The organism is Mucilaginibacter sp. (assembly GCF_965201005.1).
GTDB lineage: Bacteria > Bacteroidota > Bacteroidia > Sphingobacteriales > Sphingobacteriaceae > Mucilaginibacter_A.
In genome coordinates this window covers 1,994,223-2,016,267 of record NZ_OZ241747.1, presented here as the reverse complement: position 1 = coordinate 2,016,267, position 22,045 = coordinate 1,994,223, and the positions used below count along the sequence as shown (strand labels likewise).

The following is a 22,045-nucleotide window of genomic DNA, read 5'->3' as shown; positions in this document are numbered from 1 at the left end:
AAAGGTTTAAAATCCCGACGTCAAAAAAATACCGATAAAAGAAGCATTACCCGAAATCAACCTAAAACTTCTAAATTATGCACAAGCACAAAAACTTAAACAGCTTTTGATTATGTTTGAAATCATTTAAAAAACCAAAGCTGATGCTTGCAACGATCTGTAAATGAGTTCTTTTTTCGCATACCTTAAAAGTAAATCTTTTATTACCAATGTGTTTCTGGCGGCCGTTACGGTTTTGGTAGTGGTGCTGATCATCATTTTCAGCCTGAATTATTATACGCGCCACGGCAGCGGCATCCCCGTGCCGAAACTGATCGATATGCAAATCGGACGCGCTTCTGCCCTGCTTGACAACCAGGGTTTTGCGTACAAAATTGATTCTGTTTATCTGCCGGACAGAGAACCCGGAACGGTTGTGCAGCAAGACCCGGACCCAGGTACCAACGTTAAAGAAAACCGGACAATCTATCTTACCGTTATCACCAAGCTGGCCCCAAACATTGGTTTGCCCGATTTGGAAAATACCACTTTTCGGGAAGCAACCGCCACTATTTCTAACGCAGGTTTGAAACTGGGCGATACCACTTATCGTTCGGATATTGCTTTAAACCATGTGCTGGAAGTGCGTTTTGCCGGACAAAAAATCCAGGCTGGTGCCAAACTGCCAAAAGGTTCGCGCATTGATTTGGTTTTGGGCGATGGAAAAGGTGCCAGCGAAGTGGATATTCCGGATTTGACTAATCAGGAACTGGATGCCGCTAAATTTGCCATCAGCGGTGCCGGATTGACCGTCGGAACAATTACATATGAAGGTTCGATCACGGATTCGACCAAAGTTGTTGTAAAGTCCCAATCGCCGATGAAAACGGATTCGACCACTAAAACCAGTATCGGAACCCGGATTAATTTAACCGTTTCGCAGGGAAATTGAAGTGATGGATTCGGAAGACATTCAAGCGAAAGAGCTTCTTTTACGCCTAAAAAATCAGGAGAAAGTGAACCTGCTGGATGTGCGCGAACCGATTGAATTTGCCACTTACAATATCGGCGGAAAAAACATCCCGTTAGGAAAACTACAACCGGCCATCATCGGCCTGGATTATACTAAAAACGAAGAAATTATTGTTATTTGCAAAATGGGTTTACGCAGCGAAACCGGCACGCGAATGCTCCGGCAAAACGGTTTTACCAAAGTTCGAAACCTGGAAGGCGGTTTGCTGGCCCTGCACAAAATCCGTTAAAAATATTTGCTAAAAAATGTCTGAACAAAACACCCAAAAATCCGGTCTGCTCAAAAAGTTTTTGATTGCGCTGGGCATCCTGTTTTTATTGCTGCTGGCTTTTACCGGTTTTAATTATTATTTTAAATATTACGGGCCAAATGTTACTGATAATCAGGAGTATCTGTATATTAAAACTGGTTCTGGCTTTGCGGATGTGATGAAAACCATTGAGCAGCAAGGCATTGTAAAAGACACTACTTCTTTTATGCAGGTTGCTTACAGCGAAAAGTATGAAAACCGAGTGAAACCCGGCAAATACCGTTTGCACAAAGGCATGGGCAACAAAAAACTGATCAGGATGCTGGCTTTGGGCGAACAGGAACCGGTAAAATTAGCCTTCCAGAATGTGCGGCTGAAAGAAACTTTTGCCGGTATGGTGGGCAAAAAATTAGAAGCGGATTCTACTTCTATCATTCATCTGCTGGATTCTGCAGCTTACCTCAAACCATTTGGCTTTACGCCGGACGATGTTTATGTGATGTTTTTGCCCAACTCTTACAAAATGTACTGGAACGGTTCTGCGGAGAAATTTTTTAATCGAATGAACGATGAATACCAGAAATTTTGGACGCCGGAGCGAAAAGAGCAGGCCAAAGCAGTCGGTTTAACGCCGGTACAAGTGAGCATTTTAGCTTCCATCGTAGATGCTGAAGCTTTGTACGATAACGAAATGCCTACCATCGCCGGTTTGTATCTCAACCGCCTCAATCGCGGTATGAAACTGGAGTCTGATCCAACTGTGATTTTCGCCCTGAAAGATTTCACAATAAAAAGAGTATTGAACAAATACCTGGTTTTTAATTCGCCTTACAACACTTATCTGAATGCAGGTTTGCCGCCGGGACCAATCATGATGCCTTCTGTAAACGCCATAAAGGCGGTTTTGAACTATAAAAAACATAATTATATTTACATGTGCGCCAAAGATGATTTTTCGGGATACCATAATTTTGCCACCAATATGGCCGATCATCTGGTTAACGCACGCAAGTTCCAGCAGGCTTTAAATGATCGTAACATAAAACGCTGACATGTTTACACACACCACAAAAACCCGTGTGCGTTATGGCGAAACCGACCAGATGGGCTACATGTATTATGGTAATTACGCCGGATTTTACGAAGTCGGCCGGGTAGAAATGCTGCGCAGCCTGGGCATGACCTACAGCGGAATGGAAGCTGATGGCATTATTATGCCCGTGCTGGAAATGAAATGCAAATATCTTAAACCGGCGTTGTATGATGAAGAAATCAGCATTAAAGTAAGCATGGCAAAAATGCCCGGTATCCGCATACATTTTTTGTACGAACTTTTTAATGAGCGGCAGGAACTGATCCACATTGGCGAAACATTGCTCGTGTTCGTCAGACGGAAAACCAACCGTCCCTGCCTGCCTTCCGCGGATTTCCTGGAACGTTTAAAACCATTTTTCATATAGATTTGCGGCATGATCTGGCTGCACCGTTTTCTGCTTCGCTTTAAATTTTACGAATACTTTTTAAACTGGACCAAGGTGCTCGTACTGCCCGGTTTCCATTCATTGCCGCTTTATACCATTGGTGCTTTTTTCTTCGGGGAAATCAAAAAAGAATCACTACTAAACAAAGCCTCTGCCCTGGCCTACAACCTGATGCTGGCCATTTTCCCGGGCATAATATTTTTGTTTACGCTGATTCCGTACATCCCGATCAAACATTTTCAGGATAAATTACTGTCTGTTTTAGAAACGGTTATGCCAACCAATGCCTTCATCGCATTTCAGGGAACGATTGTGGACATCATCAAAAACCAAAACGGCAAACTGCTGTCGTTCGGCTTTATTTCAGCGATGTTTTTTGCCACAAACGGCGTAAGTAATTTGATGGCGGCTTTTAATAAATCAGCCCTGACCAAAGAAACACGCACCTGGTTCCATCGCCGCTGGATTGCATTTGTGCTTACTTTGCTGATCGTTTCGGCCTTTATCGCAGGCATTTCTTGTATGATTTTCGGGCAGTCTGTCATCAATTTTACGCGCAATCAGCTGCACGGCAGCAGCAGCGATTTTTTGTGGGTCCTGCTGATTACGGTTACCCGCTGGATCATGGTAATTTTGCTATTTTTTGTCACCGTTTCCATCCTTTATCGATATGCACCGGCGCATCAGCAAAAATGGAAATTTACAAGCACGGGTTCTATTTTAGCAACAGCTTTGGCGGTGCTTACTTCGCTGGGTTTTAGTTATTACATCAACCATTTCTCGTCTTATAATAAAATTTATGGCTCCATCGGGACTTTGATTGTAACAATGATCTGGCTTTATCTCAACTCGCTGATTATCTTGTTGGGGTTTGAACTGAACGCCAGCATTGACCTCTCTAAACAAAGCATTAAAATTGTACAGCCGGGCTTTAATTTCCTCAAACCCAAAAAAGAGGCGGTAAAAGAAGCATTGCCGCAAAACGGTATCAATTATATACGGAAGAAGTAGTTTTTGATTCTTTTTAAAGTTAGGACTAATGAAAGGTTATACCATTATCACAGATACACCATTAGGCTTTTCGATGCTTCTTTTAGCACCTAAATTTTGGCAAAAGATACATTAGGTTTTAGTTTGATGATGTGCATAAAATCGAATAAACGCATTACCTGATAACCTGCATCAAACTCAAACCATTTAATGGCATTATTGGCCCGGCCCGGAAATTTGTGATGATTGTTGTGATAAGCTTCGCCCCAAAACAAAAAATCAACCGGAAGAATGTTTTTAGAAGTGTCCGCGCCTTTATAACTTTCGTAACCAAAACGATGCGCCCACCAGTTAACGGCCAAACCTTGCAACGCGCCCATTGCAAAGGTTAGCGGAAGGAACAAAAACTGCCACCAAGCCGTAGCCAGCCAGCAATAAATAGCCAGGTAAATGGCACCCCAAACAACTCTTGCAATCCAGTTATGGGCAACTTTATCAAAGGCGTCCCAAACGGGCAGGTCTTTTTTAAATTTCTGCTTTACATCGTGTTCTCCTTTAAAAATATCGTTGTAACTGTTTCGCGTTTTAAGCAGCAACAATGCAATATTGTCAGAATAATGTGGCGAATGCGGATCGTGCTCCGTATCTGTGTGGGCGTGGTGCAGGCGGTGCATCATGCCGTAAGCGGTTGCGCTGATGTATGACGACCCCTGTGTTACAAAACAGCAAACGTAAAACACTTTTTCCCAGGTTTTGCTCATGGTAAACATACCGTGTGCGGCATAACGATGATGAAAAAAAGACTGAAAAAACAGCGAAAAATACCAGTGCAGGACAAAAAAAATCAGGATTCCCATAAGTTGAAAGGCTATATATAAAAAAAGTATGAGGCTTGTAAATAAAAATCGGAAGCGTGCGGCAGAGGTTTTAGGAATGCGGCTGAAACCAAAATAATTTTACGTACTATTTTAACGTATTGTCATGCTCACTTACGGAGATCAGAACAACAAAGTTTCGCGGTTAAAAGATTCCGTTTGTAGTTGAAAACATTTCTGTAAAATTGTGATCTGTCTGTTCAAAACTAAAAACTTCATCATGTTAAAATTATTTATAACGATACTGTTTTTATCCACCTTTTTTTGGTGTGCCCAAGCGCAAAACAAGCTGGTCAGGTTTGATGATCAGCGCATTACTTACGCTGGCCGGACTGTTTTTAAACCTAATGCCGCCGAACTTTCCTGGCCGGGCGCATCAATAAAAATCAATTTCAAAGGAACCGGGATTGGGGCGGTTTTGAAAGATCAGGACACATCTAATTACTACAACGTAATTTTGGACGGAAAAGTAATTGCTAAAATCCACCCGGACACTTCCCGAAAAAACTATGTACTGGCAGAAAATTTACCTGCGGGCAAACACACTTTAGAACTGTTTAAACGCACCGAGTGGGACAAAGGCAAAACCTGGTTTTACGGTTTTATGCCGATAAAAACAGCATCGCCCCTGCCCGCTTCCAAGCCGCAAAAACGCAAAATTGAGTTTTACGGCAACTCGATCACCTGCGGATATGCAACAGAAGACAAGTTTGGTGATTCGCCAACCGGTTATTTTGAAAACAACTATTTGAGCTACGCCGCCCTGACGGCACGCCATTTTAATGCGCAATATTCCTGTATCGCCAAAAGCGGGATTGGTGTTTTGGTGAGCTGGTTTCCGCTGATTATGCCCGAAATGTATGATCGTTTGGACGCCACCGATCCGACCAGTAAATGGGATTTTTCCAAATACACACCGGATTTGGTGGCGATCAACCTGTTTCAAAACGATGACTGGATCACCCAAAAACCGGACCACCCGGAATTTAAACATCGTTTCGGCAACACCGCACCTTCCGCGGAAACAATCGTTCTGGCTTATAAAAACTTCGTGCAAAATATTCGCAGTAAATATCCTAAAGCACAGATCATCTGCACGTTAGGCAGTATGGACGCCACGCAAAAAGGTTCGCCCTGGCCGGGATATGTGGAAAAAGCAGTGGCTGAGATGAACGATGAAAAGATTTACACGCATTTTTTCCCTTATAAAAACACGCCCGGCCATCCCAAAGTTGCTGAACAGCAGGTAATGGCCAATGATTTAATTGCTTATATTGACCAAAAAATCAAGTGGTAAAAACAGCAGATAGTCAATAGTTATCGGCAATCGCTTCAACATAAACTCAATTTATAAATCATGAACCCTATTTTTTCACGCCGGAATTTTATTAAAACAAGTACAGTTGCAAGTGTTTCTGCTTTAACTGTGACAGAAATTGTTACTTCAGCTTTTGCAGAAGCAAAGGTGAGCAAAATAGTTTTAGGCCAGGACAATACTTTTTTGTTCCAGGGCGATTCGATTACGGACGCCGGTCGGAAAAAAGACGATATGAACCCAAACAATACCAATGCTTTAGGTTTCGGCTATTCGATGATTGCCGGTTCGGAGATATTGTTTAAACACCCCGAAAAAAACCTGAAAATTTACAACAAAGGTATCAGCGGCAACAAAGTTTACCAGCTGGCCGAACGCTGGGACGCGGATTGCCTGAACCTGAAACCCGCTGTTTTAAGTATTTTAATTGGGGTGAACGATTATTGGCACAAGCACGACGGCAAGTATAACGGAACAATTTCCATTTACAAAAATGACTATAAAGCCCTGCTGGAACGCACAAAAAAAGCTCTGCCTAATGTAAAACTGATTATTGCCGAACCTTTTGCCGTGCCGGATGTGAAAGCGGTGGACAAAACCTGGTATCCCGAATTTCCCGAATATCAAAAGGCCGCGCGCGAAATAGCCCAAAACTTTGATGCTGTTTTTATCCCCTTACAATCGGTGTTTGACAAAGCCGTTAAAATGGCTCCCGGCAGTTATTGGACTGTTGATGGTGTGCACCCAACTTTGGCCGGTGCACAGTTGATGGCGCACAGCTGGATGGAAGTGTTGAAAGGTTGAGAAAGTAAAAGTTAGGTGTTATTATTGATGAACGGAATGTTTACCAGTTAATTCATCAATAATAAACTAGTAAAAACAGAATTGTTGCATTACTTTTACCTGATTACCGTAACGCTCCCCGACCTAACCACGCGCTCTTTTCGAAAAGTATCCGTTCCGTCTAAAACCCAATAATACGTACCAAGCGGGATTTTGCTGCCATTAAAAGTGCCGTCCCAAAAGTTGCTTAGTTGCTTGGTTTCAAAAACCTGCTGGCCGTAACGGTTAAAAATCTGGAAATAGTTGATTTGCAGTGCACCTTCATAACTGATGGTAAACAAATCATTGGTGCCATCGGCATTTGGGGTGAAGGTGTTCGGTGCCAGAATTTTAATTACCGGCGGCGGGTTAACCGCTATCAAAACCGGCACAATTACACTACAACCGGCTTTGGTTTGGGCTTTGATATAATACGTTCCGGTGGTTTGGATGGCCATATAATTATCTAATGCAATTGTTGCGGCAGCATCTTTCCAATAAGAATATGTCAAGCTATCCGTGCTGGCATAAGTGTTTCTTAGATTCACCGTTGCCGGAAACACAACCGGCGCAGGGTTATTCGCCCTAAAAACAGGCGGTAAAAACACTTGTACGTTTACAGGTGCCACAGCATAGCAGCCCGAAACGTTGGCAGCTTTAATATAATACGTACCAGTTTGGGTTATGGCCTGCGGTGCTGTTAAAGTTTGAGTTGCGGCAGCATTGCTGTAATAGGAAAAGAAAAGATTTGGATCGCTTCCGGTGGTAATGTTTGGCACTGTCAAATTAACAACCGAACAGCCTGAAATATTTTGAACAAGTAATTTCGGCATTTGCCCGATCACAGCAACCACTTTGGCAATATCAAAACATCCTAACGAATTGACTGCTTTAATATAATAATCGCCGGATGAATCAACCGCATTTGGAGAGGACAACGGAATGGTGGCCTTCTCATCTTTCCAATAACTATAATTAAGGGCATAGGTGGTTCCGGCAGTAATTTTGGGTTGTGTTAAATCAACTTTATCTGGATAACAAACCGGATCCGGGTTGGTGATAATAATAGAAGGCGATTGCTTCAGATCAACATAAACCGGTTTGATATCGGTACAGCCGCCCGCATTTTCTGCCTTGATGTAATACATTCCGCTGGTGGTTATACTGGTTGGGTTTGGAACAAAATTTTGGGCATCAGGATCCGTGAAATAAGTAAATTTTAAATTCGGACTGCTTCCCGCCGTCAGCTGGTCTGTTTTCAGGCTGATGCCGGATGCACAACCTTTTATGGTGTCCTGCACTTTTAATTGCAAAATATCCGGCAAAGCGTTGATGGTGGTATAAAGTGTGTCCTCGCAACCCAAATTCGGGAACGGCACTATCCGCAGCGCATAATGTGTACCATCAGGCGGTGCCGGCGAAACCGTTAGAGTATTACTGTTGCCAAGCACCTGAGAAAAATCAGCATTGTACCAGTAATATTCTTTAAAACCGGCCGGCGCACTCATTTTTAAAACTGGGTTTCCGGCACAGTACGTATTTCCGGTAATTGGTGAGGCGCAGTTTTCGTTCACATCAATATAAGCATAACCGAAATGGCCACCGCGGGTACAATCATTGGTGGTAAATTCAAGGCGCAGGGTTTTACCTGCATAACCAAATAAATTAATGGTGATTGGCGACCAGGGTTTGAAAAAAACACTTCCACCTGACGCAGATGGTTGAAAACCTGGCAAACCGGAAGAAGCTACAAACTCGAACGATCCGCAGCTTATATACTGGTTGGTGGAAACATCAAAAACACGTGCGGTAAATTTTGGCTGCTCATAATCTGCATGGTCCGGGTTTTGAAAAACCACCGCATAATTATAAATGATACTGTAGATTTGATTATTGGGCACTGTAAAGGTGTAACTTACCCGTTCGGCTTGCATCCCTGTATTGTCGTTTCCTAATTTTAAGGAATACAGGCTTCCGTTGGGGCAAGTCATGGGGAATTTGCCATAAGGATCAAGTTGATTGGCGGCATATCTGATGACAGAGTGCCTGCCGGCAACCGGTGCTGAAGGCGCAACGGTTATAATCCCGGCACGGTCAATACTGCCGATATAACATTGCCAGTTTTTTAAGGTCCCGTCTTCAAAACCGATATTTTCCGGACAGGTTTGCGCATTTACTTTGATCAGCATCAGGTAAAAACAGACCAGTAAAATGCCGTAAAATTTCATCCGGTAAAAACAGTATTAAGTGCTGATGTTAAATTGATCACCTGGCTAATAGCATTGATAAATCTAAACTTATTATCTCAAATATAAAATATCACTCAACTTAAGATAAAAAGAAGCACCATTGACTTATGCTTCTTTTATCACCTAAAATCATTGACCAATTGCAATTTCGTATTGGTACAGTGTATGAAAACAAAATTTACAGGCATAAAAGAAGCATCAGAACTTTTCATGATGGAAGTTTAAACAGGCTTTTAAAAATAAAAAAAGAAGCACCGTTAAATGATGCTTCTTTTATCGACTAAAAATTGGGGGTTTTTAGTGTTGGTTGCCTTCTTCGGGTTTGTAGTTGGCTTTCATTTCTTCCAGCTTTTTCTTGCCATACGCAAATTTGGTGATGATGACATATAAAACAGGCACGATAAAAATACCTATCAAGGTTGCGGCCAGCATCCCGCCTAAAACTGTAAAACCAATGGTTTGCCGCGATTGCGCACCTGCCCCGGATGCAAAAACCAAAGGTAAAACACCCAAAATAAAAGCCATGGAAGTCATGATGATCGGCCGTAAACGGAGCTTAACGGCTTCCAGGGTTGATTTTTCCACGTCCATCCCTTTATCAACCCGCTCTTTGGCAAATTCTACAATCAGGATGGCGTTTTTTGCGGCCAAACCAATCAGCGTGATTAATCCGATCTGTGCATAAACATTATTATCGATATGAGGAACAAACGTTAAAAACAAGATTGCCCCAAATGCCCCGATCGGAACGGCCAACAAGACTGAGAACGGCACAGACCAACTTTCGTACAATGCTGCCAGGAACAGGAACACAAACATTATGGACAAGCCGAAAATGTAGATCGTTTTGGAACCGGAAGCGAGTTCTTCCCGGCTCAGACCGGAAAATTCATAACCGTAACCTTGTGGCAGATTGGCTGCCGCAACTTCTTTCAAAGCGTTTATGGCATCACCGCTGCTATAACCCGGTGCCGCGCTGCCGTCCACTTCCGAAGAACGGAACAGGTTGTAATGCGATATTAAAGGCGCACTTTGTATGACTTTGTAAGATGTAAGTGTACTTAAAGGAACCATCCCACCGGCAGAATTTCGCACAAAATATTGGCCGAGATTCTTTATGTCCGTCCGGTAAGAAGAATCCGCTTGTTCCACAACACGGAAATTTCGCCCGTAAATGGTAAAATCATTTACATAGGAACTGCCAAGATAAGTTTGAAGCGCATTAAAAACATCAGAAACCTGAACGCCGATTTTTTTGGCTTTTTCGCGGTCAACCTCTAACTGGTAACTTGGTGTTTTGGCGGTAAAGAAAGTAAAAGCCCGTGAGATTTCCGGACGTTTATTTGCCGCAGCAACAAAATTCTGGATAACCTTTTCAAAAGCATTGATATCCGTGTTTGGTTCTGTTTGCTCGATAATGAATGAAAAACCTGCTGTATTGCCCAGGCCGGGTATGGCAGGCGGCGGGATCACCACCACTGATGCTTCTTTTATCACTGATAATTTTTGCTGTATGGTTGCAACCAGGGCCTGAAGCTGCTGCGATTTATCTTTACGCTGGTCCCACGGTTTTAATGAGCAAAAAATTGTTCCGCTGTTGGATTTACTGGCAAAAGTTACTGCATTTAATCCGCCTAAAGCAGCATAATGCCCTACTGCCGGGATGCTGTCCAGGATAGTCATCATGTGCTTTAATACACTTACTGTTCGGGTGGTTGAAGTAGCTTCGGGCAGATCAAAGGTAATGTATAAACGGCCTTCATCTTCGAGCGGAATAAAACCGGTAGGTTTATTTTTGAACAGCAAAACAGTACCGATGACGATACAAACCAGGATGATGATGACCAGTTTGGTGTGATGGATGCCTTTGTGCACACCATTGCGGTATTTGTCTGTTATCCGGCCAAACCAATTGTTAAATACATTGAAAAACCGATCCAACAAGGAAGCCTTTTTTTCTTTACCTTTTTCTGAGGGTTTTAAAATAAGCGTACATAATGCAGGTGTTAAAGACAAGGCTACAAATGCAGAGATCAGCACGGAAATGGCAATAGTTATGGCAAACTGCTGATATAACCGCCCCACAATGCCAGGTATAAAACCTACGGGCACAAAAACTGCCGCTAAAATCAAAGCAATGGCTATTACCGGCGCAGAAATATCACGCATGGCATGTGTGGTTGCATCTGCTGGCGACATGCCCTGCTCATCCATGTAATGCTGCACCGCCTCCACTACCACAATAGCGTCATCTACCACAATACCAATGGCCAGTACAAAACCAAATAACGTTAAGGTGTTGATAGTGAACCCCAAAGGGATAAAGAAAATAAATGTACCAATAATAGAAACCGGAATGGCCAGGATAGGAATCAAAGTGGCACGCCAGGTTTGCAAAAACAGATAAACCACAATTATTACCAGGAGCAATGCAATCAATAATGTTTCCACTACTTCCTTTACAGATACTTTTACAACAGAAACGGATTCAAAAGGAACAATGTAGTCCACATCGGCCGGAAACCGTTTTTTAAGTTGATCCATCATGGCGTAAACCCCTTCTGCTGTAGCCAGCGCATTGCTGCCCGGTGCCTGATAAATTAGCAGGTAAGATGCCCTTTTATTATCTACAAAAGAGTTACCGGTATAATTAAATTTACCGAGCTCTATACGGGCAACATCTTTTAAATATGTAATTGCCCCTGTTGCCGGATTGCTTTTGATGATTACCTGACCAAATTCTTCCGGTTTTACCAAGCGGCCTTTTACAAAAACCGTGTATTCGTAAACCTGCGAGTTTTTTTGCGGCGGCGCACCAACTGTTCCCGCGGCAACCTGTACGTTTTGTTCCTGCAAGGCAGCTGTTACCTGGGATGCAGAAATACCGAGCTGGGCCAACTTGTCCGGTTTCAGCCAGATACGCATACTAAAATCATCGGCACGGGTAAATACATCACCCACACCTTTCGTCCTGCCAAGGGCATCTTTAAGAAAAACGTTGGTATAATTATCCAAAAAAGTAACATTGTGCGATCCTTTTGGGGAATACAATGCAACAAGCATTAAAATGCTCGGGTTTCTTTTCCGTACTGTAATCCCGATCCGCTGTACTTCCTGAGGCACGGTAGGTGCAGCTATACTAACGCGGTTTTGCACATCTAAAGTAGCAATGTTAATATCAGTACCTACTTCAAAATTAGCCGTCATGCTCATTTGACCATTACTTGTGCTGTTACTGGTTAAATAAGTCATGCCGGGTGTACCGTTAACCTGCACTTCAATCGGCGTAGTTACCGTTTGTTCAACTGTTTGTGCATCCGCCCCGATATAATTAGCTGTAATTTGTGCTGTTGGCGGAGTAATTTCGGGATATTGGCCAATGGATAAAGAACTCATGGCCAACAAACCTACAATTACGATCACTAAAGAGATCACAATGGCGGTAACGGGCCTGCGTATAAAAGTTTCTGCGATCATGCTGATGCTTTGCTGTTTTTTCTAAAAATTTATTTGCCTGCTTGTTGTGGTTGAGGGGCTTTTGGTTGGCCCAACGTAATACGGCTGCTGTCACGAAGTCTTTGTAATCCTTCTGTAATCACTTTATCACCCACCTTCAATCCGCTGAAAATAACAATGTTCTCATTTAGCTTCGGGCCGGTTTTTACTTTCAACTGATGTGCAATCGTATCTTTTGCCACATAAACGAAGTATTCGCCCATTTGCTCAATCACCGCTTTGTTCGGGATGACAATCTGGTTGCCCGAGGCAGTGTTGAGCACGCTTAAAACACAACTCATCCCGTCTATCAACTGGTTTTTTGGGTTCGGGAAACGGATCCTGACCTTTATCGTTCCGGTTTGATCGTTTACGCCACGATCAATTACAGAAATTTTTCCCGGGTATTTATAATTTGTGCCGTCCGGAAGCTTTACTTTAAAAGTCGAATCAGCTTTTATCACTTTATCCTGAAGTTGTACAAAACGGCTGATGTTGCCTTCATCCACTACAAAATCTACCGCGATCGGATTTTCCGAAGAAATTGTATTGAGTAAAGTAGAACCGGGAACAATTTGTGTGCCCAGCCGCACTTGCGAAATCCCGATCCGCCCTGTAAAAGGCGCACGGATAATTGCAAACCCCAGATTGGTACGTGCACTGGCCACTTGCGCAGCGGCTGCTGCAACCTGGCTCTGGCTGGTTTCTGATGTGGCCAAAGCGTTGTCGTAAATCTGGCGGGCAACTGCATCTTGTTTTAACAACTGACTGTATCTGTCCACATCTTTTTGTGCGCGGTTGGCACTGGCTTTTGCACTTTGCAAATTAGCTTCTGCCTGGCGCAAAGTTGCTTCATAAAGGCGGCGGTCTATTTCATACAGAACCTTTCCTTTCGGCACTACATCACCTTCCTTAAAATAAATCCCGGTGATTAAACCCGAAACCTGTGCCCGCAACTCAACTGTGTTTACCGCCACAACTGTTCCGGCAAACTGATCGTAATATTTAGCATCCGTTTTGGTAACTTCCTGTACATTAACCGGTGTTGGCGGAACTGCATTGCTTTTTTTATTCGATTTTGAACACGATACCCAGGCCGCAGAACCTAACAGCAGGATAATTGAAAGATATTTATTTTTCATGTTGTCTATTGAGAATTAATAGTTTACCGGCAACGTACCTAAAGCCCGCTGCAAATCAACTTTACTGGAAAGTACCGTAAACAAAGCATTGTTATAATTAATTTGAGAGGTACGCAAATCCGACTGCGCCACAATTACATCCAAATATGTTTTGATCCCTTCCCGATATTGCAGAAACACAACGTTGTAAACTTCGTTGGCCAGGCCCACATTTTCTTTCTGCGCCAGCAATTCGGTATAATTGCTTTTATAATTGGCCAGAGCAGCTACATATTCAGTGTTGATGGCATTGCGGCTGTTGACCAAATCCAAATCGGCACGCTCGACCTGTAATTTCGCTTTTCTTAAATTCTGCAAACGCCTTGTCCCCTGAAAAATCGGTATGGATAAACTTAAACCGGCATAAGAGTTTGGGTAAGACTGATTATAAAGATTACCTAAATTGTTGTTCAGATAAGAAAGGTTATAATTACCAAAAGCCGATAACGAAGGCAAAAATCCGTATCTGTAATAACCAATATTCAGGTTTTGCAGGGAACGTGTACTTTCAAGCAACTGATATTCAATACGATTGCTTGGGTTTACAACGGTGTTTGTATCAACTGCAATTTCACGCGCCAAAGCAAGGCTGTCATAAACCGGATTAATAGTGCGGTTTTCCATATTGCCCATCAATTCTTTTAATGTAGCTATGTTGACTTTAATGGTTTCCTGCGTTTGTTTTCGGGCCGCAAATTCATTATTTAAAGCAATAGTGGCCTGTTTATAATCAATTTTATCTACCACGCCAGCCTGATATTGCTGGTAAGCATCTTTCAAAGCACGGCGCAGCCGCACAATATTTTCATCAATAATCTGCAATTGCTTTTGCGAAAGCAGCAGGCTGTAAAATGCCTTGCTCACGTCAGAAACTACTGTAATTTGCGTATTTTCCGTATTTCTGCGGAAATATTCCCTCGAAAACCTGGCCGCCCGTGATGCCAGCAATACATCGTTGTTATAAATCGTTTGCGTAGCGCCCAAACCCAAAACCGAAGTATTTTTGATGCCCAATTGCGTAACTACCGTGGTATTTGTGGTACTATTAAAAATAGGCGAAGAAGCCAGTTGAAAATAATGCTGATAAGTGCCCGTACCGTTGACCTGCGGAAGCCATGCCGATAATGCAATATCAATATTACGTTCATTAATGTCCTGATCGATAGCTGCTTGCTTTAATATGGGTTGATTTTTTAACGCATAATGCAAACATTCCTGCAAAGTGGCAACCGGTGGCAAAGTATCTGCACGGGTTTGCGCCTGCAAAAAAACCGGACTGCATGTTAAAAAAATCAGAATTAGTATATATTGAAAACGGCTTGAACGCATAATTTTTTCTTTGTGCTATTTCTGGCGCAAAATAACCGATATGTTTTTTAAAAATTAATCATTTGATTAACATATTAAAGTTAAATCTGATAATCAGCAGTTTATAATGAATTGTAATCTTCTTTTTACATAAAAACCGTTCTTATCGAATTTTACTTAAAAGCTGTTTAAGAATGATCAACTGATATGCCATGCTTCTTTTATCACCTAAAATATGGTGAAGCATTCATCCGTGATAACCAACAACACCTGATTTGTGGCTGTAAAAGAATCATGTAACCTCCTCAAAATCAAATCAAAAAGCTTCTCTAAGTGATTTGAACGGATACTGTTTTTACCGGGTAATTTTAGACAAATACTTCATTTGCTGCAATAAGATAAAGGTGCCGATACTGTTTTTATCGGCTAAAAAATCTTGCCCGGATTGAGAATCCCGTTGGGGTCAAAAACCTGTTTGATACCGCGCATCAGGTTTAAATGGATTTCAGAAAACCGGATCTGCATATAATCTTTTTGTACCAAACCTATGCCGTGCTCGCCCGAAATTGTGCCGCCAAGCGAAACAGTCAATTCAAAAATTTCGCGGATGCCGGGCTTCAGTTTGGTGTTCCAGTCTTCATCACTCATGTCGGCTTTGATGATGTTCACATGCAGGTTCCCATCTCCGGCATGGCCGTAGCAAATCGATTGAAAACCATATTTTGTGCCAATATCTTTGATGCCTTTTATCAGTTTGGGCAGTTCGGCACGCGGCACCACGGTATCTTCTTCCTTATAAACTGAGTTGGATTTTACCGAAACGGCCATCGTTCGTCGCAGCCGCCAAAGCTCTTCTTTTTGTGCCGATGAATCTGCAAAAAGCACATCGGTGCAATGATATTGTTCCAGTACTTCGTTAATTTTCTCGCAATCGGCAAACAAAACATCCAGGTTGTTGCCATCCACCTCAATCAGTAAAAACGAGGAAACTTCCGGCTTCAGATCAAAACTGATAGCATCGTGTTCCATCACCCACTCCACGCCTTTTCGTTCCATAAATTCTACTGCGGAAGGAACCACACCGGCACGAAAAATCGCCGAAACGGCCGCACAGGCATCTTCATCCGTAAAAAAGGACGCTAAAAGAAGCAAGTCCTGCGTTGGTTTTGGAACGAGTTTTACCACGATTTTGGTAATGATGCCCAGCGTACCTTCAGAACCGATCATCAGCTGCGTCAAATTATAGCCCGAAGCAAACTTCAGGGTATTTGCGCCCGTCCAGATAATTTCCCCGGAAGGTAAAACCACCTGCAAGTTCAAAATATATTCGCGGATGGTTCCGTATTTCACCACTCGCGGCCCGCCGGAACCGTGCGATACATTGCCGCCAATAAAACACGAACCTTTACTGGCCGGGTCAACCGGGTACAACAAACCTTTTTCGGCGGCAGCGTCCATAAAAACTTCGGTAATTACGCCCGGCTCAAGCGTTGCCTGCAAATTCCGCTCATCAATTTCCAGGATTTTATTAAACTTTTCCATCGCGATCAGCAAACCGCCGTGCACCGGCAGCGCGCCGCCGCTCAAACCTGTGCCGGCACCGCGCGGCGTAACCGGGATTTGATGCTGGTTGGCCAGCTTTATCAGTTCTGCAATTTGCTCCGGCGTTTGCGGCTTCACCAAAACCTGCGGATAAAAATGCAGGTCTTCCGTTTCATCGTGGCTGTAATCATGCAGTTCATCACGTTCTGTAAAAACTGCCGCAGCACCAACGATCAGTTTAATTTGTTCCAGCAATGCTTCGTTTATCGTATTAAAATTCATGCTTCTTTTATCCAGGTAATTTCCACAAGCGAATATCCAACTTCTCCAGGTAAAGGCGGGTTTAATTTTTTAAGGCCAACTTTAACGGTTTCCAGAAACGGAAATTTGTTTTTAAGCTGATCTATCATTTCCTGTACCAGAGTTTCCAGCAGTTTTCGGGGCTGTTGCATTTCTGCGGATAAGATAGAATACAACTCTTCATAATTTACAGTGCTTTTGATCTCATCATCAATTTTTTTCGGAACAAATCCAACTTCTACATCTACCAAATAATGGCCGCCTAAAATTTGTTCTTCAGGATAAAAACCGTGGTAAGCGTAAAACTTAACTTCGTGCAGGGCAACTTTGATCATTGGCAGTTATTTATGTTGTGTTTTTATCCGTTGTGCAATTATTTCATACATCTCCTAAGCCCGGAAAATCCACATTCAAACAATCCGGCAACATTAGCAAAAAAGGCAATGCTTTGGAATAGTCCAGTTCATTATAAAACATTCCAACTTTCGATAGATTTCTATAATATTTATCTACATGGTTATAATAATATTTTTCAGATTGAATGTACCATGCCTTTTCACCAAGTTTTTCTACCAGAAACCATTTTTCCAACAATCTTGCAATTCGTCCATTTCCATCATTAAAAGGATGAATGTTTACAAACACCAAATGGATCATGGACGCATAATAGAAAACTTCTTCCATATCCAAATTTTGTTTAATCAAATCTGCTATATCTTTCCACAATTTATTGAATTCTACTTTAACCGTATTTGCCATTGCGGCTTCAAATTGTATTCTTCCGGTGTTGTGCTCCATAATCAACATTTCAGCAGTACGCAAAACCCCTTGTTGTTTAGCAGGCAACAAATGGGCGGCAATTAATTTATGTGCCAGTAAAAAATTTTCTTTTGTTAACTTATTTTCTTTTGCAAATAAATATGCTTCATACAAATCATTAGGTTTTTCTGTAAGGTTCGGAAGATATTCTATATTCAGTATTTTGTGTTTTACATAACTATCTACATCCATTACTTCACCTTCAATTTTAGAAGAAAACATGACCGAAACTGAGGTATAAAAGGTAAAACTATGCGGTTCTAATCCCTGGTTTCGAACGGCTTCAAAATTTTCAAAAAGATTGCTTTTCAACAAATTCTTATAATCTGAAAACAATTTATTTGAAATGATTTTTAAATTTATACCTGCTTTTTCCATCATAAAAACTAATAAGTCATTTCAATTTTATGCCGATAAAAACAGTATCATTCCGTGTAAAATGATTGCACCCGGTCCCGCAAATTATACCCCGAAGCCATTACTTCGCCATAAGCTCCGGCCGTACGGATAGCAATCAAATCGCCGCGCTTGGATTCGGGCAGTGCAACATCAGTCCGGAAACAATCGGTACTTTCGCAAATCGGGCCAACAACGTCGTAGTTTGTTGCTGGTTCATTGCTGTCGGCTGCTGGCTGCTGGCCGACCATAAATTCTTCTTCGCTCCCCGCTCTTTGGTCTCCGCTTAAATTTTCAATCTGATGATAAGCCTGGTAAAGCATCGGGCGGATCAGTTCCGTCATGCCTGCATCCAAAATCAGGAAGTTTTTTTTAATGCCGTTTTTCACATATAAAACCCTGGAAATCAATGATGCGCATTGTGCAACTAAAGCCCTGCCTAATTCAAAATGGACTTCCTGTGCTTTGTTTACCTGCAGATAATCAGCAAAAACTTTAAAATAATCAGCAAAATCGGCGATATTGTTTTCGTCGGGCTGATGATAATCCACGCCCAGGCCACCGCCAACATTCAGTATTTTTACCGTAAAACCCTCCTCCTGAAACCACAACTGCATTTCGTTCACTTTCAAACATAAATTTCGGAAAACCTCCAAATCATTGATCTGCGAACCCACATGAAAATGGATGCCCAGGAACAGCAGGTTCGGGCATTCGCGAAGTTTTTGTATTACCGAACCCAATTCCCAGGTATTGATGCCGAACTTGTTTTCTTCCAGGCCGGTAGTGATAAAATGGTGCGTATGTGCATCCACGTTTGGGTTGATGCGGATGGCAATATTGGCAATTTTGTTTTTGGCCGAAGCCAGATCGTTGATAACCTGCAGTTCCTGGACAGACTCTGCATTGAAGCAAAAAATATCCCGGTCCAATGCCATATTAATCTCTTTGTCTGATTTGCCAACGCCGGCAAAAACAATTTTTTCGGCTTTAAAACCATGTTCAAGGGCTGCTTTTACTTCATTTCCGCTCACGCAATCGGCACCAAAACCAAAATCACGGATGGTATCCAGCACGCGTGGGTTAAAATTGGCTTTCATGGCATAATGCACCTGAAAATGGTGCTTAAAAGCAGCATCAGAACAAGCCTTTAAAGTGGTTTTAAGCTGATGTAAATCGTAAAAATAAAAAGGTGTTTCCAGATTGTGGAAACGGTTGATAAGCGCAGGATCAAACATATAATTTTAACCGGAACCTGATTTTTTTTTGAAGGGTTGACCGGAACGCAAAAGTAAAATTTTACCCGGTAAAAGAAGCATGTTCCGGGTTTAGAAAACCTCGCCCAGGTTTACAAAAAAACCGCGCGAACCGCCTTGGCCAATACCGTAATCTATGGCAATATTGGTGTCAGAACGCTTGTTGAATTTAATGCGCAAACCCGGCCCGTAACCCAAAGCCACTTTTTGGAAACGGTTGGCCGGATAATCTGTAAAACTTTCGCCGTTCACAAAAAACACCCCGCCCAGCAGGCCGTTTTTAGTAAAATCTACGCGATAAGCACCTTCTGCATAAAGCATGTCTGTTCCGCGGAAACGGCCTTGCACATAACCGCGTCCGGTACTTCCGTTGGTGTCCCAGCCGGTACTTGGCAAATCAAAATATGGCGGATGGCCGTTCAGCGTAAAAACGTCCAGCGTCCAGAAAGCCAAAATACTTTTGCCGGATGGTGTAAGCGGCAAATATTTCCTAATATCAAAAGTTAAGGACTGCCAGCTTTCATCACTGCCCAAAAACTGCTGGTTTACACGATAAATCAGGTTGGCATAAGTACCGTTTCGCGGGTTGATGGAACTGCGGCGGTTATCATACAAAAGGTTAAAAGTAACGCCGGAAGACAGGGATTTGGTGGTTTGGCCGTAAACCTGATAACCTGTAACGACTTGGTTTGGCGCACCGTTTTGGGTGATATTGTAATGAGCATCAAGGGCGTACCCCAAACCGCCGTAAAAATTTTTTGTCAGCTGTTTTAGCACCGTTTCGTAAAAACGCAAAAAATCGTATTTGATCGGGTTTAATGCATCTGCAGAACTGGAACTGCCTAAACCATAAGTATTTTCGGGAAATTTGTACAACCGCCAATCGCCTACAAAATTATATTTATTGTCCTTCGTCCAGATGTTTGACCCAATGCGAAAAGTGATCTGGCTGCGCTGATTATATGATAAATTTGAATTGATGGACGACAGGTTTTCGCGTTCTTTCGGCTCTGCAAAAAACGCTACGTTGGCCGTTAAACCGGCCGACAAACCCGTAGAAAGGGTGTAACCAGCAGCCGGAACGACCGAAAAAATGAACCGTTTTGGTACAGATGCTGTTTTTACCGTACTTTTTTTACTGAAAAGCTGGTGCAGCAAATCCAGAATATCTTTTTGCGTGGCCAGGCTGTCTTCTTTTTGTTGTAAAGAATCCGGCAGCGGGCTTTTTGACGGCAAAGGGTTTGTTTGTGCAAAGTTTTTTTCTGCGGAGAAAAACAAGACGAAAGCAATCAGCAGGGTAGTAACTTTTGCAGTCATCCTAAAATTTATAGTGTAAAAACAGCATCAGGTTATGACGGAGCAAAGCCGTAAAAGTTTAAGTATTTTAAAAGCCGGAAAAAAATTCTTCCAGGGAGCCAAAATAAGCGGTGTCCCAGCCTTCTGCAATATCGTCGTAATCTTCGTCCGGGATGTTGGTGTGTTTCAATTCTGCGGAAGTGCCGTGCTTATCTGCGTGCAGTTTGATGGTTACGATGGAAGTCGGTTCCTGATCGCCAAAATACCATTGTTGTACTATTTTTTTGCCTTCTTCAAATTCGAGGTTTTTGCCCTGGATGCTGCCTTCCCACAAGGAAAATTCGGTATCAGGCTCGGCCACCATTTCGGCCGGTTCGCCCGTCCAGATTTCAATGCTCACGGGGTTTGTCAGCGCCAGATAAACCTCCGCAGGCGTGGCCGGCAGCAGATAATACTTTTTGTAATCTTTCATTTCGGGGCAAAAACTTTTGGGCGAAGAAAAGCAATTATCGGCATAATTTCATCAAAACATCTCCGGATCGATGGTTTTGATCACCTCGTTCAGCTCGCGGCCACTTTCCCGCAAAAATGCAATTGCCTCGGCCAGCGTTTGGCCTGCAATGGCTTCCTGATCAATTACATTAACCAAACCCAAAATGTTGGCCAGCGGTCTGCGCGCCAGTTGGAGGTTTAAATAAGCAATTTTTTTCAAGTGCCGGTTTTGCGTTTTCAGTTCAACTTCCTCTTCCATCGCATCTTCCAGCATGGCGCGATAAAGCTTTTTTTCGGTAATATCGGTGAGCGTAAAAAGTTGTGCTTCTTTTCCTTCAAACAAAACCGGCGTTATATCTGCCTCCACAAAACCGGTTTTGCCAGCTTTGCTTATCAGTGTAAACTCTTTTTTTAATTTTTTTTGGGTAGAAGGTTTTATGTTGATGCTGGCCAGGCGTTTTTTTTTCGTTTGTAGAATGCTTTCCACAGGCTGCGGAAAATATGCTGCAAAATCGTATCCTGTTAATTTTACGGCCGCAGCATTTATTGTTAAAATAAGCGTTGCATCCTCATTTGTGAGCAGCATCGGCTGGTTGCTCAGCATAAAATAATCAAGCAGGTTTAAATCATCAAAGTTCAACATCGGCTAAAGGCTTATAAAGGTAAGTTTGCAGAAATAATCAATAGTTTAACAAAAGTAATTTTCTCGAAAAAAACTGTCGCTTGTAAAAATTGTGCGCTGCGAAAAATAGCTTTGGCCATGCTTCTTTTACCGCACATTTTTTGAGCATTGCTTTTAATAATTAAGGATTTACAATTTCCCGGCCAATTGTTTTTTTTAAAAGAATGTGGCTTTGGTTTGAAATAAAAACCTGATCTGAATAAACCGGTTAATTGTTGGCCCATCCCCAAAAAACACCGATAAAAACAGTATCTTTGCCCCGCAAATAATAACCCCAAAATTGT

20 protein-coding genes are annotated in these 22,045 nt (G+C 42.5%); 8 read left to right on the top strand and 12 right to left on the bottom strand.

The genetic code is table 11. The features are described 5' to 3' along the window. Positions 1-163 precede the first annotated feature (163 nt). Genes ACOFKR_RS09295 through ACOFKR_RS09275 form a run of 5 tightly spaced genes read left to right on the top strand, consistent with a single transcriptional unit; the run spans position 164 to position 3,754 of the window. Positions 164-931: a PASTA domain-containing protein gene (locus ACOFKR_RS09295; RefSeq protein ID WP_419800522.1), complete on the top strand. Its 768-nt coding sequence runs from the start codon at positions 164-166 to the stop codon at positions 929-931. Between the two features lie 4 nt (positions 932-935). Further along, a complete protein-coding gene (locus tag ACOFKR_RS09290) occupies positions 936-1,241 on the top strand; it encodes a rhodanese-like domain-containing protein (protein ID WP_419800521.1) in 306 nt (101 codons plus the stop codon). A gap of 16 nt (positions 1,242-1,257) precedes the next feature. After that, positions 1,258-2,313 (top strand): endolytic transglycosylase MltG, encoded by a 1,056-nt coding sequence (gene mltG / locus ACOFKR_RS09285; RefSeq protein ID WP_419800520.1) that lies wholly within the window; start codon positions 1,258-1,260, stop codon positions 2,311-2,313. A gap of 1 nt (position 2,314) precedes the next feature. Beyond that, a complete protein-coding gene (locus tag ACOFKR_RS09280; protein WP_419800519.1) occupies positions 2,315-2,722 on the top strand; it encodes an acyl-CoA thioesterase in 408 nt (135 codons plus the stop codon). Between the two features lie 9 nt (positions 2,723-2,731). After that, entirely contained in the window at positions 2,732-3,754 is a 1,023-nt protein-coding gene (locus ACOFKR_RS09275; RefSeq protein WP_419800518.1) for a YihY/virulence factor BrkB family protein, read from the top strand. Between the two features lie 89 nt (positions 3,755-3,843). Here the strand turns inward: ACOFKR_RS09275 and ACOFKR_RS09270 are convergent, their stop codons facing one another. Next, positions 3,844-4,590: an acyl-CoA desaturase gene (locus tag ACOFKR_RS09270; RefSeq protein ID WP_419800517.1), complete on the bottom strand. Its 747-nt coding sequence runs from the start codon at positions 4,588-4,590 to the stop codon at positions 3,844-3,846. 238 nt (positions 4,591-4,828) lie between these two features. On the opposite strand from ACOFKR_RS09270, the gene ACOFKR_RS09265 reads away from it, so the two are divergent. Both ACOFKR_RS09265 and ACOFKR_RS09260 read left to right on the top strand, forming a co-directional pair. Then, the gene (locus tag ACOFKR_RS09265) at positions 4,829-5,905 is read left to right on the top strand and encodes an SGNH/GDSL hydrolase family protein (protein WP_419800516.1); all 1,077 of its coding nucleotides are present in this window, start codon (positions 4,829-4,831) and stop codon (positions 5,903-5,905) included. 60 nt (positions 5,906-5,965) lie between these two features. Next, complete coding sequence (locus ACOFKR_RS09260) at positions 5,966-6,727, top strand: SGNH/GDSL hydrolase family protein (RefSeq protein WP_419800515.1); 762 nt, start codon at positions 5,966-5,968, stop codon at positions 6,725-6,727. Positions 6,728-6,822: 95 nt separating this feature from the next. On the opposite strand, the gene ACOFKR_RS09255 is transcribed toward ACOFKR_RS09260, so the two are convergent. Continuing rightward, the gene (locus ACOFKR_RS09255) at positions 6,823-8,973 is read right to left on the bottom strand and encodes a gliding motility-associated C-terminal domain-containing protein (RefSeq protein ID WP_419800514.1); all 2,151 of its coding nucleotides are present in this window, start codon (positions 8,971-8,973) and stop codon (positions 6,823-6,825) included. A gap of 128 nt (positions 8,974-9,101) precedes the next feature. On the opposite strand from ACOFKR_RS09255, the gene ACOFKR_RS09250 reads away from it, so the two are divergent. Further along, the gene (locus tag ACOFKR_RS09250; RefSeq protein WP_419800513.1) at positions 9,102-9,278 is read left to right on the top strand and encodes a hypothetical protein; all 177 of its coding nucleotides are present in this window, start codon (positions 9,102-9,104) and stop codon (positions 9,276-9,278) included. A 13-nt stretch (positions 9,279-9,291) separates the two neighbouring features. Here the strand turns inward: ACOFKR_RS09250 and ACOFKR_RS09245 are convergent, their stop codons facing one another. The 10 genes from ACOFKR_RS09245 to ACOFKR_RS09200 all read right to left on the bottom strand — a co-directional run bounded on the left by ACOFKR_RS09245 (position 9,292) and on the right by ACOFKR_RS09200 (position 21,722). Further along, a complete protein-coding gene (locus ACOFKR_RS09245; RefSeq protein WP_419800512.1) occupies positions 9,292-12,471 on the bottom strand; it encodes an efflux RND transporter permease subunit in 3,180 nt (1,059 codons plus the stop codon). 29 nt (positions 12,472-12,500) lie between these two features. After that, on the bottom strand, positions 12,501-13,631 hold the full coding sequence (locus tag ACOFKR_RS09240; protein WP_419800511.1) for an efflux RND transporter periplasmic adaptor subunit: 1,131 nt from the start codon (positions 13,629-13,631) through the stop codon (positions 12,501-12,503). A 15-nt stretch (positions 13,632-13,646) separates the two neighbouring features. Next, complete coding sequence (locus tag ACOFKR_RS09235; protein ID WP_419800510.1) at positions 13,647-14,999, bottom strand: TolC family protein; 1,353 nt, start codon at positions 14,997-14,999, stop codon at positions 13,647-13,649. A 405-nt stretch (positions 15,000-15,404) separates the two neighbouring features. Then, complete coding sequence (locus ACOFKR_RS09230) at positions 15,405-16,802, bottom strand: FAD-binding oxidoreductase (RefSeq protein WP_419800509.1); 1,398 nt, start codon at positions 16,800-16,802, stop codon at positions 15,405-15,407. Next, on the bottom strand, positions 16,799-17,155 hold the full coding sequence (folB, locus tag ACOFKR_RS09225; protein WP_419800508.1) for a dihydroneopterin aldolase: 357 nt from the start codon (positions 17,153-17,155) through the stop codon (positions 16,799-16,801). Before folB ends, ACOFKR_RS09230 begins: the two co-directional genes overlap by 4 nt. A gap of 43 nt (positions 17,156-17,198) precedes the next feature. Next, complete coding sequence (locus ACOFKR_RS09220; protein WP_419800507.1) at positions 17,199-17,951, bottom strand: Fic family protein; 753 nt, start codon at positions 17,949-17,951, stop codon at positions 17,199-17,201. 113 nt (positions 17,952-18,064) lie between these two features. Further along, positions 18,065-19,273 (bottom strand): diaminopimelate decarboxylase, encoded by a 1,209-nt coding sequence (gene lysA, locus ACOFKR_RS09215; protein WP_419800506.1) that lies wholly within the window; start codon positions 19,271-19,273, stop codon positions 18,065-18,067. Between the two features lie 90 nt (positions 19,274-19,363). Continuing rightward, complete coding sequence (locus ACOFKR_RS09210; protein WP_419800505.1) at positions 19,364-20,608, bottom strand: BamA/TamA family outer membrane protein; 1,245 nt, start codon at positions 20,606-20,608, stop codon at positions 19,364-19,366. A 67-nt stretch (positions 20,609-20,675) separates the two neighbouring features. Then, positions 20,676-21,059: an SRPBCC domain-containing protein gene (locus ACOFKR_RS09205; protein WP_419800504.1), complete on the bottom strand. Its 384-nt coding sequence runs from the start codon at positions 21,057-21,059 to the stop codon at positions 20,676-20,678. 51 nt (positions 21,060-21,110) lie between these two features. Next, complete coding sequence (locus ACOFKR_RS09200; protein ID WP_419800503.1) at positions 21,111-21,722, bottom strand: PAS domain-containing protein; 612 nt, start codon at positions 21,720-21,722, stop codon at positions 21,111-21,113. Positions 21,723-22,045: the final 323 nt, after the last annotated feature.